The sequence below is a fragment of the Kribbella orskensis genome, assembly GCF_004342085.1.
Taxonomy (GTDB): Bacteria; Actinomycetota; Actinomycetes; order Propionibacteriales; family Kribbellaceae; genus Kribbella; species Kribbella orskensis.
Genome location: NZ_SLWM01000029.1, coordinates 26,443 through 41,282, shown reverse-complemented (window position 1 = coordinate 41,282; position 14,840 = coordinate 26,443). Strand labels below are relative to the sequence as shown.

General features: G+C 68.7%; 14 protein-coding genes. 7 read left to right on the top strand and 7 right to left on the bottom strand.

Annotation, left to right across the window (positions count from 1 at the left end):
* Positions 1 to 3: 3 nt before the first annotated feature.
* Both EV644_RS39290 and EV644_RS39285 read right to left on the bottom strand, forming a co-directional pair.
* Complete coding sequence (locus EV644_RS39290) at positions 4 to 804, bottom strand: ABC transporter permease subunit (RefSeq protein ID WP_132195982.1); 801 nt, start codon at positions 802 to 804, stop codon at positions 4 to 6.
* 5 nt (positions 805 to 809) lie between these two features.
* Positions 810 to 1,700, bottom strand: a complete 891-nt coding sequence (locus tag EV644_RS39285; RefSeq protein WP_132195980.1) for an ABC transporter ATP-binding protein — start codon at positions 1,698 to 1,700, stop codon at positions 810 to 812.
* 354 nt (positions 1,701 to 2,054) lie between these two features.
* Here EV644_RS39285 and EV644_RS39280 point away from each other — a divergent pair, with 354 nt between their 5' ends.
* From EV644_RS39280 to EV644_RS39270, 3 genes are all read left to right on the top strand, one after another.
* Positions 2,055 to 4,010, top strand: a complete 1,956-nt coding sequence (locus EV644_RS39280) for a multicopper oxidase family protein (RefSeq protein WP_199240273.1) — start codon at positions 2,055 to 2,057, stop codon at positions 4,008 to 4,010.
* Positions 4,011 to 4,205: 195 nt separating this feature from the next.
* Entirely contained in the window at positions 4,206 to 4,796 is a 591-nt protein-coding gene (locus EV644_RS39275) for a 2-oxoacid:acceptor oxidoreductase family protein (protein ID WP_132195978.1), read from the top strand.
* Entirely contained in the window at positions 4,780 to 5,319 is a 540-nt protein-coding gene (locus EV644_RS39270; RefSeq protein ID WP_158293068.1) for a hypothetical protein, read from the top strand. The genes EV644_RS39275 and EV644_RS39270 overlap by 17 nt, the downstream gene beginning before the upstream one ends.
* On the opposite strand, the gene EV644_RS39265 is transcribed toward EV644_RS39270, so the two are convergent.
* The 3 genes from EV644_RS39265 to EV644_RS39255 all read right to left on the bottom strand — a co-directional run bounded on the left by EV644_RS39265 (position 5,312) and on the right by EV644_RS39255 (position 7,743).
* Positions 5,312 to 5,932, bottom strand: coding sequence for a glycerophosphodiester phosphodiesterase (locus EV644_RS39265; protein ID WP_199240268.1), 621 nt, complete (start codon positions 5,930 to 5,932; stop codon positions 5,312 to 5,314). The two genes, EV644_RS39270 and EV644_RS39265, sit on opposite strands and share 8 nt — an antisense overlap.
* A complete protein-coding gene (locus tag EV644_RS39260) occupies positions 5,929 to 6,834 on the bottom strand; it encodes a lysylphosphatidylglycerol synthase domain-containing protein (protein ID WP_132195974.1) in 906 nt (301 codons plus the stop codon). Before EV644_RS39260 ends, EV644_RS39265 begins: the two co-directional genes overlap by 4 nt.
* An 84-nt stretch (positions 6,835 to 6,918) precedes the next feature.
* On the bottom strand, positions 6,919 to 7,743 hold the full coding sequence (locus EV644_RS39255; protein WP_132195972.1) for a phosphatase PAP2 family protein: 825 nt from the start codon (positions 7,741 to 7,743) through the stop codon (positions 6,919 to 6,921).
* A 154-nt stretch (positions 7,744 to 7,897) separates the two neighbouring features.
* Between EV644_RS39255 and EV644_RS39250 the strand changes: the two genes are divergently transcribed.
* From EV644_RS39250 to EV644_RS39240, 3 genes are all read left to right on the top strand, one after another.
* Entirely contained in the window at positions 7,898 to 8,281 is a 384-nt protein-coding gene (locus EV644_RS39250; RefSeq protein ID WP_132195970.1) for a VOC family protein, read from the top strand.
* A gap of 263 nt (positions 8,282 to 8,544) precedes the next feature.
* Positions 8,545 to 8,922: a hypothetical protein gene (locus EV644_RS39245; RefSeq protein ID WP_132195968.1), complete on the top strand. Its 378-nt coding sequence runs from the start codon at positions 8,545 to 8,547 to the stop codon at positions 8,920 to 8,922.
* A 4-nt stretch (positions 8,923 to 8,926) separates the two neighbouring features.
* Positions 8,927 to 10,108 carry an acyltransferase family protein gene (locus EV644_RS39240; RefSeq protein ID WP_132195966.1) on the top strand — a complete coding sequence of 394 codons (1,182 nt, stop codon included), beginning with the start codon at positions 8,927 to 8,929 and terminating at the stop codon, positions 10,106 to 10,108.
* Between the two features lie 127 nt (positions 10,109 to 10,235).
* On the opposite strand, the gene EV644_RS39235 is transcribed toward EV644_RS39240, so the two are convergent.
* Both EV644_RS39235 and EV644_RS39230 read right to left on the bottom strand, forming a co-directional pair.
* Positions 10,236 to 11,108 carry a universal stress protein gene (locus tag EV644_RS39235; RefSeq protein WP_132195964.1) on the bottom strand — a complete coding sequence of 291 codons (873 nt, stop codon included), beginning with the start codon at positions 11,106 to 11,108 and terminating at the stop codon, positions 10,236 to 10,238.
* A 281-nt stretch (positions 11,109 to 11,389) separates the two neighbouring features.
* A complete protein-coding gene (locus tag EV644_RS39230) occupies positions 11,390 to 11,926 on the bottom strand; it encodes a flavodoxin domain-containing protein (protein ID WP_132195962.1) in 537 nt (178 codons plus the stop codon).
* Positions 11,927 to 12,077: 151 nt separating this feature from the next.
* Between EV644_RS39230 and EV644_RS39225 the strand changes: the two genes are divergently transcribed.
* Positions 12,078 to 14,828, top strand: a complete 2,751-nt coding sequence (locus EV644_RS39225; RefSeq protein WP_132195960.1) for a bifunctional acetate--CoA ligase family protein/GNAT family N-acetyltransferase — start codon at positions 12,078 to 12,080, stop codon at positions 14,826 to 14,828.
* The last annotated feature ends 12 nt before the right edge of the window (positions 14,829 to 14,840 follow it).

Genomic DNA, 14,840 nt, shown 5'->3' with positions numbered 1-14,840 from the left:
GGGTCAGCTGCCGTGGGCGGTGGCGATGTCGCGGCCGTCGAGCGCCGGCAGGGCGATCGCGGTCAGAGCGATGGCGCCGACGAGGAGCCAGCCGTGGCCGGAGGTGAGCCCGGCGCCGAGCGGACCGTCGTGAAAGGCCTGGTAGAACGGCGAGAACGGCAACCAGGACTCGAATGACGTGAGCAGCATGCCGGCGGCGTACAGGACATAGGCGGCGGTCGCGGCGACGGCGCCGATCGCGATGGCCGTACCCCGACGGCCGGTGATGGTGCCCGCAGCCAGCGCGAGGGCTGCGAACTCGAGGCCGAGCAACGTCATCGCCAAGGCGCCGCTGGCGGCCGCGCCGGCGCTGATGCCGAGGTCGAACAGAGCACTCCCGGCCATCGTGGACGCGAACAGCACCACGCCGAGGATCATCAGAGAGGTCGCGAGTGCGAGCGCCTTCTCCAGCACGATCCGCGCCCCGGACACCGGCGTGACGAGCAGCAGTTCCAGCGTTCCCCGCTCCTCCTCGCCGGCCAGGGCACGGGCGCCACGGCCGATGCCGTAGACGAGGAACAGCGACGGCAGCAGCAGGGTGAACAGCTCGGCGTTCAGGAAGCCCGCACCTGTCGTCATTGCCTCGAGGTCGAAGAACTTCCTCAGCTCCTCTGGGAACGACCCGTAGATCTCGTCGAGGTTCAGGTCCCGGACAGACGGCCAGAGCGCCGACTCGAGCAGGATCAGGAATGCGATCGCGACCGACCAGCCGAACAGGCCGCGCCGGGCGTCGTACAGGGATTTCAGGTAGACGTTGCGGAACATGCCGATCACCTCGGGGCCGCGTAGTAGTCGAGGAAGACCGACTCCAGGTCGGCTTCGTGACTGACCAGATTGGTCACCTCGTACGGCGCGACAGCCTTGACCAGCTCGGCGGTCGAGCCGGTGAGGACAACGTGCGCGGTGCAGCCGTCGGACGAGATGTCCTGTACGCCGGGGACCTGGCGGATCCGGTCCATCGGAGGAGTGGTGGCGAAGGTCAGTTCGAGCCGGCGGCGGGCCTGGGCTTTCAGCGCTTCGACGGACTGGGTGGTCACAAGCTCGCCCCGCCGGAGGATGCCGACGGTGTCGGCGACGGCTTCGACCTCGGCGAGGATGTGCGACGAGAGGAAGACGGTCCGGCCGGCGTCCCGGGTCTCGCGCAGCAGCGCGAGGAACTCGCGTTGCATGATCGGGTCGAGACCGGCGGTCGGTTCGTCGAGGATGAGCAGGTCGGGTTCGTGCATGAACGCCTGAATGATGCCGATCTTCTGCCGATTGCCGTGGGACAGGGTGCCGATCTTGACCGTGACGTCCAGCTCGAACCGCTTGGCCAGTCTGTCCACCCCGGCTGACTCGACGCCGCCACGCAGGTTCGCGAAGTAGCGCAGGTACTGCGCCGCGGTGAGATCGGGGTACGGGGCGAAGTCGCCAGGAAGGTAGCCGATGCGCCGTTGCAGGGCGTCGTACTGATCGGCTGCGTCGAAGCCGAAGACGATCGCGGAGCCGGAGGTCGGCCGGATCAGCCCCGCAAGCAGCCGGATCGTGGTGGTCTTACCCGCGCCGTTGGGACCGAGGTAGCCGAACACCATCCCGGTGGGGACGTCCAGGTTCAGCTCGCTCAGAGCGAGGTGGTGGCGGAACCGCTTGGTCAGCCGCCGGGTCCGGATCGCGAGTTCCATGGCAGGCCCCCTTCGTCCTCCACGCTACGGATCACACGCCGGTCCGATCAGGGCCGAAAGTCCACCGGCCTTGGTCCCCAAGTCCTCTCCCGGGCCCGCCGGAGCAGGTGATGGCTGGCTGATGGAGCTCCGCAAACTGGACCTGAACGCCGCACCCAAGCGGCCGGGTACGCCGTCGAACGAGCCAGGCGCCGCCCACCGCAGTCAACCGATCCCGGGCCGAAAGGCACGGAGGATCGGGACTTCCGGCCCTCCCGGTTCCGGTCGGATCGTGGCGGACAATGACGACAGACCTGGGGCACGGGGATGAGGGTGCCGGCGGTCAGGCCCGGCACAGGGGGCAGGGGGTTTGTGATGCAGGTCTTCACTCGCCGGCGGATGCTGCAGGTCTTCGGCGCCGCGGGAATGACCATGGTGGTCCCGATGCAGTTCCAGGGTTCGGCTCGAGCGGCAGTACGCAGCGCTCAGGCGAACGGGCTGAATCCGCTGACCATCCCGAAGTACGAGTCCTCGCTCGTGATTCCGCCGGCGATGCCGTTCACCACCCGGGGCGCCGTCGAATACTACGAGATCGCGGTGCGGCAGTTCAGCCAGCAGATCCTGCCCGCCGGGCTGCCGGCCACGACCGTGTGGAGCTACGGCTCGGTCAACTATCCGGCGACGTTCAACTATCCGGCCTTCACCATCGAGGCGGCGTACCGCAGACCGGTCCGGGTACGCTGGATCAACGGCCTGATGGATGCCAGCGGCAACTACCTGCCGCACCTGCTGCCAGTCGACCCGACCCTGCACTGGGCCAACCCGGGCGGCGGTACCGCGGGCCGCGACTCGCGACCGGTGTTCGAGGAGCCGCCAGGCTCGTACGGCGGACCGGTGCCGCTGGTCACCCACGTGCACGGCGCGCACACGGCGGCCCACAACGACGGCTTCGCGGAGGCGTGGTACCTCCCGAACGCCACGAACATTCCGGCCGGGTACGCGACGAAGGGCACGTTCTACGACTACTTCGCCGCCAAGTCACCGATCGGGGCGAGCTGGCGTCCGGGCGACGCGGTGTTCGATTACCCGAACGATCAAGCTCCGGCGACGCTCTGGTATCACGATCACACCCTCGGTATGACCCGGTCGAACGTGTACGCCGGACCGGCGGGCTTCTACCTCCTGCGGCGCGGTCCCGGTGATCTCCCGACCGGCGTGATGCCCGGACCGGCTCCGCAGCTCGGCGATCCGGCCGGCACCAAGTACTACGAGATCCCGCTGGCGATCCAGGATCGGTCGTTCACGGAGGACGGTTCGCTCTCGTACCCGGGCAGCCGCGAGTTCTTCGACCAGTTTGCCGGACCCTATGTACCGGACAGCGACGTACCGCCGATCTGGAACCCGGAGTTCTTCGCCAACACAATCGTGGTGAACGGCAAGACCTGGCCGACACTCGAGGTCGAACCGCGGCGGTACCGGTTCCGCTTGCTCAACGGTTGTAACTCGCGGTTCCTGATCCTGGCGTTGTCGTCCGACCCGGTCGCCCGGCCGGTCACGCCGGCGCTGCAGTTCTGGCAGATCGGGACCGAGGGCGGGTTCCTGCCTGCACCGGTCCAGCAACGGCAGCTGCTGATGGCCCCGGCCGAGCGGGTCGACGCGATCGTGGACTTCACCGGACTGGCTCCCGGAACCGAGCTCTACCTAGTCAACCTCGGCCCGGACGAGCCCTTCGGCGAACTCACCGATCCGCCCGAGCCGGTCGCCGATCCGCAGACGACCGGACAGGTGATGAAGCTCGTCGTCGTACCGCTGGCTTCGCGTGACACCAGCATGCCTCCTGGACGGTTGCGGCTGCCCGCGTTCAAGCCGCTCGGCGCGGCGAGCACCACCAGGTCGGTCTCGCTCAACGAGGAGGCGAGCAGTGTGCCCGGCTTCGACGGCCCGATCGCCGCGATGCTCGGCACGATGGGCACGGACGGCGAACCGGTCGCCCTCGGCTGGGACGACGCGATCACGGAGAACCCGAACACCGGTGCGATCGAGATCTGGGAGTTGCACAACTTCACCGAGGACGCGCACCCGATCCACATCCACGAAGTGCAGTTCCAGCTCGTCGACCGGCGGCCGTTCGGCGGCCCGGCCCGCGGACCGGATCCCGGCGAGTCCGGCTTCAAGGACACGGTGATCGCCTACCCGGGCGAGATCACTCGGGTGAAGGCCCTCTTCGACATCCCGGGCCTGTTCGTCTGGCACTGCCACATCGTCGAGCACGAGGACAACGAGATGATGCGCCCGTACTTCGTGGGTCCGATGCCTGCCGATCTGCCCTGAGTCCGCGCTTACCACCACAGAACTGTCCATCGGCCCTGCCGCACTGGCAGGGCCGGGGGGAGCGTGGAAGTGACGGAAGGAAGAGGGCCTCAGCGATCGCACCGGCTGAACCAGGGCTCTAAGGCCTGCCAGGTGTGTGCGGAAGACCCTCGCCGCACCCCATCCGTGCGGCGAGGATCGGACTGAGGTGAGGGCATGTTCCAAGTTCGGATCCATGGTCGCGGTGGTCAGGGTGTGGTGACCACCGCGGAGCTGTTGTCTGTCGCAGCGTTCGCGGAGGGCCGGCATGCCCAGGCATTCCCGACCTTCGGGTCGGAACGCACTGGCGCACCGGTCGTCGGCTTCTGCCGGATCGACGACCAGCCGATCAGGACCCACGAACCCGTCGACCGTCCCGATGCGGTGATCATCCAGGACGCGACGCTCGTGCACCAGGTCGATCTGTTCGAGGGTCTGGCGACCGATGGGTATCTGCTCGTCAACACGTCGTACGGTCTCGCCGAGCTCGGGCTGGACGCGTTCGTCCGGAGGTTCGACCCGGATCGGGTGATGACGATCCCCGCGACCGAGCTCGCACTGATGCATCTGGGCCGCCCGCTGCCGGGGGCGGTACTGCTCGCTGCCTTTGCGGCGCTCACCGGACAGGTGCACCTGTCGTCCGTGCTCGAGGCGATCAAGGAACGATTCGCCGAACCCGTTGCCACCAACAACGTTGCCGCGGCCGAGGACGCGTACGACCGAGTCCGCGCACAGATCAAGGAGACCGCTCGTGCTCAGGCAGATTGAGGGTTCACGTGGCGTGGCGGAGGGGGTCGCGCGCTGCCGCCCGGAGGTGATCTGTGCCTATCCCATCTCGCCGCAGACGCATATCGTCGAGGCACTCAGCACCCTGGTGAAGTCGGGTGAGCTGGCACCGTGCGAGTCGTCAACGTGGAGTCGGAGTTCGCCGCGATGTCGGTGGCGATCGGCGCTCGGCGACGGCGCCTACACGGCGACCGCCAGCCAAGGCCTGCTGTACATGGCCGAGCCGCTGTACAACGCGTCCGGGCTGGGCCTGCCGATCGTGATGACCGTGACCAACCGGGCGATCGGCGCGCCGATCAACGTCTGGAACGACCACAGCGACTCGATCTCCCAGCGTGACTCGGGCTGGATCCAGGAGGACAAGACCAGCTCAGCCGAGATGCTGCCCGCCGACGCGCCCGTGCTCAACCTCAACGCGGCGGCCGTGTTCGGGGGGCTCGCCGTGGCGAACGAGCCAGGCGAAGCCGCCCGCCGGAAGGCCGCGGCCATGGCCGGGGTTATCTGAGCAGGCCCAGGTTCTTGCCGATGACACCGTCGACGCCGAGGTGGCGTGCGTTCCCGAGCTCGTCTTCGGTGTCCACCGGCCAGGTGAAGACAAGCTCGGCGCGGCGGTGGAGTTCGGTGACGAGGTCCGGGGTGAGCAGCCGGCGGTGTACGGAGACTCCGTAGGCCGGCCGCGCGCGCAGGCGGGTCCGCAACCGGCGCAGACCGCGGCGGCTGCCGGCCGACAGCACGAGGCGAACGTGCGGCAGGTCGCGGAAAGCGTCGAGCATCCACCAGTGCTGTGTGCATACGGTCACTGTGCTGTCCGGTAAGACCGCCGCGAGCCTTCTCGCCAGTCGTGGGTGGATCCCCTTCAGGTCGAGGAGCAGGCGAGGGTCACCGTTCAGCGCCGCCAGCAGGTCACCCAACTCGAGCAATCGCGTGTCGCGACGGCGGACGAACTCGCCGCGATCCCAGAGCCACCAGGGTCCGAGGGACTTCAGATGCCGTACTTCGAGGCGCTGCCGGAACGCGTGGACGTCGGCCTCGACCAGATCTGCGCCCGCATCGAGTGCGGCCCGCAGCGTGCCGAGGTCGTTTCCGGCCCGGTGTGCCACGACCAGCTGGGGACTCACGACGTACCTGGTCGCGGCTCGCTGAACCAGCCGCGCCAGCGCAGGAACATACAACTTCCCCCCAGCAGCAGGGCGGGGATCCAGTAGAGCAACGCCGTCAACGCTACCGCGCCGAAGGCGGCCGTCCACGAGACACCGATGGAAGCCAGGCCGGCGACCAGGGCACCTTCGCGAGGGCTCGCGCCATGGACGCCGGGCAGCACTCCGGCGAGCTGACTGGCCCCGAACACCGCGACGAGCTGGAGCGCCGACACCGAATCGCCGACGGCGTGGATCGCCCCGATCAGCAGTCCGAGGATTGTGAGCTGATAGCCGATCGACAGGAGGACCCCGACCGTGAACACCTTCGGTGACGGCCATGGCCAGCGTCCGGCCAGGCCGGGCCGCCGGCGGTGCACGATCAGTGCAACGAGGAGTACGACGGCCGCCGCGCCGAGGGCGACCGCGAGCACGGCCGGGGGCATGGTGACCCCGCAGACCGCGACAGCGACGATCAGCCCGACTGCGCCGACGAAACGGTCGAGTGCGACTTCCGAGACGGCGGGCGTGCGGCGTAGGCCGATGCGCTCCAGCCGGTGAATCCGCCACAGGTCCGCGCCGGCGTGCCAGGGGGAGATGAGGCCGAGAATCTCACTCTCCGCGTACGCGCGGAGGTGCCAGCGTCGCGACTGGCCGCTGGTGGACAGCGCGTGCCAGCGCAACGGGCACAGCACGTACTTCCCGATCGCGAACGGCACCAGGCCTGCGATGGCGGGCAGTACCGCGGTGTGAGGCACGCGGTCGACGTTCCACAGAGAGAGGCCGACGGCGGCCAGCAGTGCTGTGATGCGGGTGACACGGTGGGTGACGATCGCGTGCGCGATTCGCCAGATTTGTGCAATGTGCCCATGACCGAGCTGCACGGACTACTCCTTCCGGGCGCCCGGGACAGCGGAGAGTGAGGGGTTAGATCCGGTCTGCCGGGTGCCTGACGCGTCAGACAATAGCTACGCTTCCCGGCCGCCGCATCTTGAGGTAGGCGTCGTGGACGCCCCGCTGGAGGCTGGCGGCCGTTCTGCTCGGCCTGCGGGTGCCGGCCGTGGGCCGGGTGTCATGGGCGGACGATGGTGCCGTCGGGCCAGGTGGTTGGCCGCGACGAGGGCGAGCAGGGCGATGGCGCCGCCGACCAGGCCGTCAAGCAGGTAGTGGTTCGCGGTCAGCACGATCGATGCCAACATCGCCGGTGGCATCAGCCAGCCGAACAGCCGCGCGATCCAGTGGCCGGCGAGGTTCGCCCAGGCGATGCCGATCAGCAGGTTCCAGCCGAAATGCAGGCTGGGCACTGCGGCGTACTGGTTGACGAAGGCGGGCGGTTGGAGCACGCGGTAGGCCGAGGTCTGCTCGGTGACGGTGTCGACGAAGCCGTATCCAGTCAGGAACCGTGGTGGTGCGACGGGGAAGACCGCGAAAATCAGCAGGCCGATCGCGCCGGAGATGAGCATTGCGTTGCGGAACCGTGAGTACTCGTGACGGTGCCGGATCATCAGCCACAGCAGAGTGACGGAGAGCACCGGCCAGTGCCCGTAAATGTAGAAATTGCTGACCGCGTCCACCAGCCAGCCATGGTCGGCGATCGCGTTCTGCATCTCGGGCTCGGTGAAGATGCCGGCGGACTGTTCGAGCTCGATGATCCGCTCGGCGTTGCGGTATGCCAGGTCGACCCGGGTCTCGATCAGACCGCGGACTCCGAAGTACAGGCCGATCGCGGCGAGGATGACCACAACCTCCCGCGCGACCCGCCGTCGTCTTGCTCCGGCCAACCGCACTGACATGGGTCCACCCCCTCCCAACCACAGTGCCTGACCAGAACCCCGCGGAGAAGGGACCTTGGGTCATCCACCGCGAGCACTTGTGCCCTGGGCGGGAACGCGCCGCGGGCGTTCGGTGGAGCTGTAATCACCGAGGCACGCACAGGAGGCGAGCGCGATGACGAAGCCCGTGATCCATTTCGAGATCGGCGGCCGGAGTCTGGGTCGGATGACGTCATTCTACAGCGAGTTGTTCGGCTGGCAGTTGCAGCCAGCAGGGCCGGAATACTCTCTGGTACCGGCCGGTGAGGACGGCGTCGGCATCGGCGGCGGTCTGCTGCAGACCGTGGGCGAGATGCCCCCGTACGTGACCGTTTACGTCGCGGTCGACGACCTTGCGGCGATGCTCGGCCGGGCCGGCGAGCTCGGCGGGAAGACCGTCGTCGAGCCGACCACCATCCCCGGCGTCGGGCAGTTCGCCATGTTCGCCGACCCAGACGGCAACATCATCGGCCTGCTCCACCAGGTAGCGGAGACGCCATCGGCAGAAGCGGCGCGATGAGGGCATGTCACCGCTGCCGCCCTTGCTGCGGTTGAACCTCGATCGGCCGATGGCCCAACTGTGCCGGGGCAGCTGTGCAGGCTGAGCATTGTGCAGGCGGTGCTGCGCGAGGTGGTGCGCGGTGTCGGAGTGCGTCGCTCAAAGTCCTTCGAGAACGGGCCGTACGACTCATGACCGCCGCACCCATCGAGCCGATCCTGGAGTCGACGGGAGGCGTTCGTGGGACGTGCCGCCGCCTCCTGGCCCAGGCGGAAGGGGGCATCATGTCCAGTTACCTCTCGAAGTCCGGCAAGCCCGCCGGCGTAGTCGAGGATGGAGCCAGCCGGCCCGACAGCCGCCGTAGCCGGACAGGCTCGAGGCTGTGGTTCCTCTGGATGGTCGGGATGTGGGTGGCTTTCTATGTCCTGCTGCGATCCGACCGCCTCGAGGAGGTGGCGACCTGGATCCGGGACCTGCCTCTGGTCGTCGAGCTCGGCGCCTGGCTACTGTTCTTCCCCTGGGTGCTGGCTACTGCGGTCTGGACCAGTGACTGGTCCGAATGGCTGCGGGTCGTCCTCGTCGTGATCTTCACCGCCGGCTGGACGATCGTCTCGATCCCGCGCCGTAAGACAACCAGGACTGCCGCACCATCCGGACCGTGAACTCATGGCCGCTCACATCTCTGGCCGCACGTCCTTCTCGCTCGAGGGGTGGGCCTCGACGCGTCGGCCCTACCTGGACAACCTGAAGGTCGTCCTGATCACGGCTGTCATCGTGCTGCACGGCGTTCTCGGCTATGCCTCGACCGTGGAGGTGTGGACGTACACCGAGCTGCGCGAAGTCACCCTGGCGCCGGTGACCGAGATCGTGCTGTTCGTGCTGGTGAGCCCGTTCGGGTTCTTCCTGATGGCCCTGCTGTTCCTCGTCGCTGGGCTCCTCACACCGTCGTCGCTCGAACGCAAGGGCACGGCCCGCTTCCTCCGCGACCGGTCGTTGCGCCTCGGCATTCCGTTCGTGCTCTACGTTCTTGTCGTCCAGCCGACCATGACGTATGCGCTGGAACATCCCTTGGGGGATGCGCCCGGGTCCTACTGGGCGGAGTACCTGGGCGCCGAGCGGCGACTCGACACTGGCCCGCTATGGTTCGTTGGCGTCCTCCTGATCTTCTCGATGGGGTACGCCGGCTGGACCGCGTGGGCCCATGCCACGCCTTCGAGGGACCTCCCGACTCGCCGAATCACCCTGCGGACCCTGGTGCTTGCGGCAGTCGTCGTAGCTCCGGCCTCGTTCACAATCAGGCTGGTCTATCCCTATGGATCGGAGAGCGGCATCACCGACCTCAACTTCTGGGAGTGGCCAGTCTGCATCACGGCGTTCGCACTTGGCATCACCGCGGCACGCCAGGGCTGGGTGAGCGCGGTTCCGGTTCGCCTCGCACGACAGTGCCGAGATGTCACTCTGCTGGGCGCACTGGCGATGATGACCCTGCTGATCATCGTGGGCTCCCTCGAGCTCGTCGATGACGCGATGGGCGGCTGGCACTGGGCCGCGGTGGCCTTCGCTGTCGTTGATGCCGTGCTGACCATCTTCGGGGCGGTGTGGCTGCTGAGCGTCGCGCAGCACCGATTGGACCGGAGATACCGCTGGGGACCGCGGCTTAGTCGCAGTGCCTATGGCGCCTTCATGCTGCAAACCCTGTTCCTGCTCGGGTTGGCGATCGCCCTTCGCCCACTTGACCTTCCCGCGGAGGTCAAGGCCGTGGTCGTCGCGCTCGGCGGCGTGATGAGTTCGTACGCCGCCTCCTGGCTTCTGATCACCCGAGTGCCCGGGGTCGCCCGGATCCTCTGAGAGCCGCGGCCGCACGGCCGCGGCCCACCTGATCGCGGCTTCCGCTGCAGGCGAACCATCGATGCCGGCCAATACGGCGGGGGTACCACTCGCAGAGGCGAAGGTCCCAGCCCTCACCGGCCTTCCGTCAGGCGGTCGCTTCTGTGTGGACGATCGCCACCGGGCACTGCGTGTGGTGGAGCAGCCCACGCGATACCGAGCCGAGTCGCAGCGGTGTGAACCTCGAGCGACCGACACCACCGACGACGACCAGGTCGGCAGCCTTGGAGTGCTGTGCCAGCACCTGGACGGGATGTCCAGGGCGGTAATGGGTGCGGAACACCACCTCGGGGTACTTGTCCGGCCAGCCGGCCACCGATTCAGTGATCAGTCGACGGGCATCGTGCTGCCAGGGAGTGTCCTCAGGGTTGATCCAGACGCCGGGCGGTGGAAAGTCCTCTGGCTCTCGCGGTACGTGGACGATGACGACTTCGGCGCCCCGCTCCGCGGCCATCTCGAACGCGAACCCCAGGGCGGCCTGGCAGGCGTGCGACCCGTCGACTCCGACGACGATCATGCCGAGCTCGACCTCTTCGCGCTTCCAGCTGTCCGGTACGACGACCAGCGACGTCTGGGCGAGCGCCGTACACACCTGTGAGGTGGAACCGAGAGTCAGCTCGGCGAAGCCGCCGCCGCCGCGGCGGCCGATCACCAGCAGTTCGGCCGTGCGGGAGAGGTCGAGCAGGACCTCAGCGGGATGACCATGGCGGACCTCCAGGGTCGCGTCGGTGAATCCGAGCCGGGTCAGTTCGTCCGCGGCGTCCTCCAGTACCTCGGCGCCGTCCTCGATGTCCGGCGCGGCCACGAGGGGACGGGCCGGCCGGTCCTCGTCGGCGACGTGCACTGCGCGGACCGCCCAGTGCCTCCGGGCGGCCAGGTCCGCGGCCCAGTCCAGGGCGAGCAAACCGTCGCGCGACCCGTCGATCCCGACCACGATCGTGGGGCGAACCTGTGCGGACATGGCAGCCACCTCCCTGTGTGTGCTTCCAGAAGACGCCAGCGCACGCGGCAGAGGGCAGAGTCGGAGGCCATCGCCGCAGGGGACCAATGACCCACAGGGCCGTTGCGGGTCACGCCCACCAGGAGGTGTTCCGCGATGTCAGGACGAACGTCCGACGTACTCGCGGCCTGCAAGCGGTGCTTCCCGGCGCCCTTCACCGATGAGGCGATCAGTGATCGCCGCCGGCCGTGTGGGCACTGGCGCTCGAGCGCAACCACAGCCGGCGCAGGAGCTGAGCCCCTTCAGTAGGCTTCTTCGTCGTCCGGGTGCTGGTCTGCGATCTCGGTGGCGGACATGGCGATGGCGATCTCGTCGGCCCAGGCGGCGATCTTGTCCCAGTCGCGCGAGTCGGCGGCCATGTCGCCGCGTGCCAGCCGGCGTGCCAGCCAGCCCTTGGCGGTCGCGGGCTCCAGGCGGCCGGCGAACGTCGTCGCCGGCGACGTGCCGATCTTCTCGGCGAGCCGGGCCACTTTGGGTGGCATCGTCTGGGCCTCGTCCTTGTCCGGTCCGACCGGGCCGCTGTGGAACAGCCAAACGTGCCGCTCGCGCAGCTCCTCGACGTGTCGCCGCAGGAACCGGACCGCGTCGGGTCGCCACCGCCGGGCGTAGATCGCACTCCCGAGGACGACGGCGTCGTACGACGTGATCGACCGAATCTCGGCCGCGTCGCGGACTGTCACGTCGTGCCCGGCCGCGCGCAGCTCGGCGCCGATCGCTGCCGCGATCTCGGCCGTTGAACCCATCTTGCTGGCGTAGGCCACCAGCACCTTCCTGGACATCAGGACCTGCTCTCGACGAGTGGCTGTGGTGCGAGCGTCCCGCGCCTTCGTTCGGGAGATCAGGGCCGAAGGTCCGTCGGGTCCGGTCCTAAGGCCCCTGTCCGCGGGTGGCGCCGGCCGGTGTGCTGGACATGACAACCGAAGGAGCGAGATGACGACATCCGTGACTGACCCGGCCGGCGGCGTATCCGATCCAGGCCAGGGCCCCGTTGCAGCGGCGTCCGCGTTCCACCCGGCTTTCCCCAACGCTGGGTGGGACGCTCTTGCCTCCGACGGATCGGTGGTCCGCATCCGGCCGATGCGGGCCGAGGACGAAGCCGCGCTCAAGGCGATGAACCAGCGGCTCTCGGACCGAACCGTGTACCTGCGGTTCTTCAGCCTCGATCGCCGCGGTGCCGACGAGCACGCGCACCATCTCGCCGACGAGAGCCCCGGGCATCAGGCGCTGGTCGCGGAGTGCGCCGGCCGCGTGATCGGAGTCGCGAGTTACGAAGTGATCCGCCCCGGCGAGGCCGAGATGGCGTTCCTGCTGGACGATGCCGTGCAGGGCCGTGGGATCGGCACGCTACTGCTGGAGCAGTTGGCCGCGGCCGCCCGCGAGGCCGGCATCGACCGCCTCCGCGCCGACACTCTGGCGGAGAACGCTCCGATGCTGCGGGTCTTCGCCGATTCGGGCTTCGAGCAGACGCACCGCCTCGACCGCGGTGTGGTCGAGCTGATGCTCGATACGTCGTACTCCGCGCAGACCCTGGACCGGATGGCCGAGCGAGAACGGCAGGCCGAGGATCGGTCCCTGCGACCGCTGTTCTCACCGTCCGCGGTCGCGGTGATCGGCGCCGGCCGCACCCCGGGTGGCGTCGGCCACGAAGTACTGCGCGCCCTCGCCGCGGGTGGCTATCGCGGCGAGCTGTACGCCGTGAACCCGCAAGCCGACCGGATCGGCGGCGTGACGGCGTACCCGTCCGTCCTGGCGGTGCCGGGACCCGTGGACCTCGCGGTTATCGCGGTCCCCGCTGTGCAGGTGACGAGCGTTCTCGCCGAGTGCGGCCACAAGGGCGTCGCGGGCGCGGTCATCCTCACCTCCGGGTTCTCCGAGCTCGGTGCGAACGAGCTGCAGCAGGAGATTCTCGCGATCGCCCGCCGGCACAGCATCCGGTTGATCGGGCCTAACTGCCTCGGCATCGTGAACACCGCACCCGAGGTCGCCCTCAACGCCACCTTCGCGGACATGACTCCGGTCGCCGGTTCGCTCGCGATCGCCGCGCAGTCCGGTGCGGTCGGCATCGCGGTGCTGGACCATGCGAGCCGGATCGGACTGGGCATCTCGGAGTTCGTTTCCCTCGGCAACAAGGTCGATGTCAGCGGCAACGACCTGCTCCTGCACTGGTGGGACGACCCGCGCACAGACGTGATCGCGTTGTATCTGGAGTCGTTCGGCAACCCGGTCAAGTTCGCCCGGCTCGCCCGGCTGGTCGGCCGGACGAAACCGGTCCTGGTGGTCAAGGGCGGCCGCTCGACCGGTGGCCGGCGAGCAGGCACCTCGCACACCGCGGCCGCGGCCACCCCGGACACCGCGGTCGACGCGCTCTTCGAACAGTCCGGCGTACTGCGGATGGACACGGTCGAGGAACTCATCGAGACCGCGCGCGTGCTGGCCGGACGGCCGCTGCCGAAGGGCAATCGGCTGGCCGTGATCGGGAACGCGGGTGGAGCGGGTGTGCTGGCGGCGGACGCCGCCGGGCGGCTCGGTCTCGAGGTGCCCGAACTGAGTGCGGCGACCCAGCAGGAGCTGACGGAGGCGACCGGTGCGGTCGGCGCGGGGAACCCGGTCGACCTCGGCGCCGCGGCGTCGCCTCAGACTCTCGAGCGCGCGCTTCGCGTGGTGCTCGACAGTGGAGAGGCCGATTCTGTCCTGGTCTGCTACGCCGCGACCCGGGCCGGCAGCGTTCCCGACACCTGCGCGGCGATCGCGGCCGCCGCAGCGGGTTCGGAGGTGCCGATCCTGGTCACCTGCATCGGTGCGCCGGACGCGGAGCCGCGGATTGCGCTGGCCAACGGGTCGTACTTGCCGGTGTTCCCGTTCCCGGAAAGCGCCGTTCGTGCGCTCGCGCACGCTGCCCGGTACGCCGCTTGGCGGTCGCGGCCGCAGGGCGTCGTACCGACTCTGGACCGCGTCGACGCGGAGGGCGCACGGACCGTCGTACGACATTTCCTGCAGCGGCGGCCGGAGGGGGGCTGGCTCGATCCGGAGGATGCCGAGCAGCTGCTGCAATGTGCTGGAATCCCTGTGGTCCATGCGATCCGGGCAAGCGACCGGGAGCAGGTGCTGGCCGCGGCCGGGCTGGTCGGCTACCCCGTCGTAGTCAAGACGGCCGCCGAGGGGATCGTCCACAAGACCGACGTCGGGGGAGTGCGCGTCGGCCTGGTGGACGAGCGCGCGGTCGAATCGGCGTACGACGAGATCGTCGCGGCGACCGGTGATCGGCGCGTCGTCGTGCAGGCGATGGCGCCGGCCTGGACCGAGATGGTCATCGGCATGGTCCGCGACGCGTTGTTCGGTCCGATCGTGATGGCCGGAAGCGGTGGGGTGCTCACGGACCTGATGGCCGATCGCCGCTGGCGGGGCCTGCCACTCACCGATCTCGACGCTACCGAAATGGTGCGATCACTGCGTTGTGCGCCGTTGCTGGCCGGCTACCGCGGTGCCGAACCCGCAGATGAAGCGGCCGTGCTGGACGTGCTCCACCGGGTCGCCTGGCTGGCCGAGACGCTGCCGGAGATCGCGGAGCTCGACATCAACCCACTCACGGCGGCTCCGTCCGGCGCCTTCGCCATCGACGCGAAGCTGCACATCACCCCGGCCGGCCCGGCGCACGACTGGTACTCACGACATCTGCGCTGAGCAACTACGAAG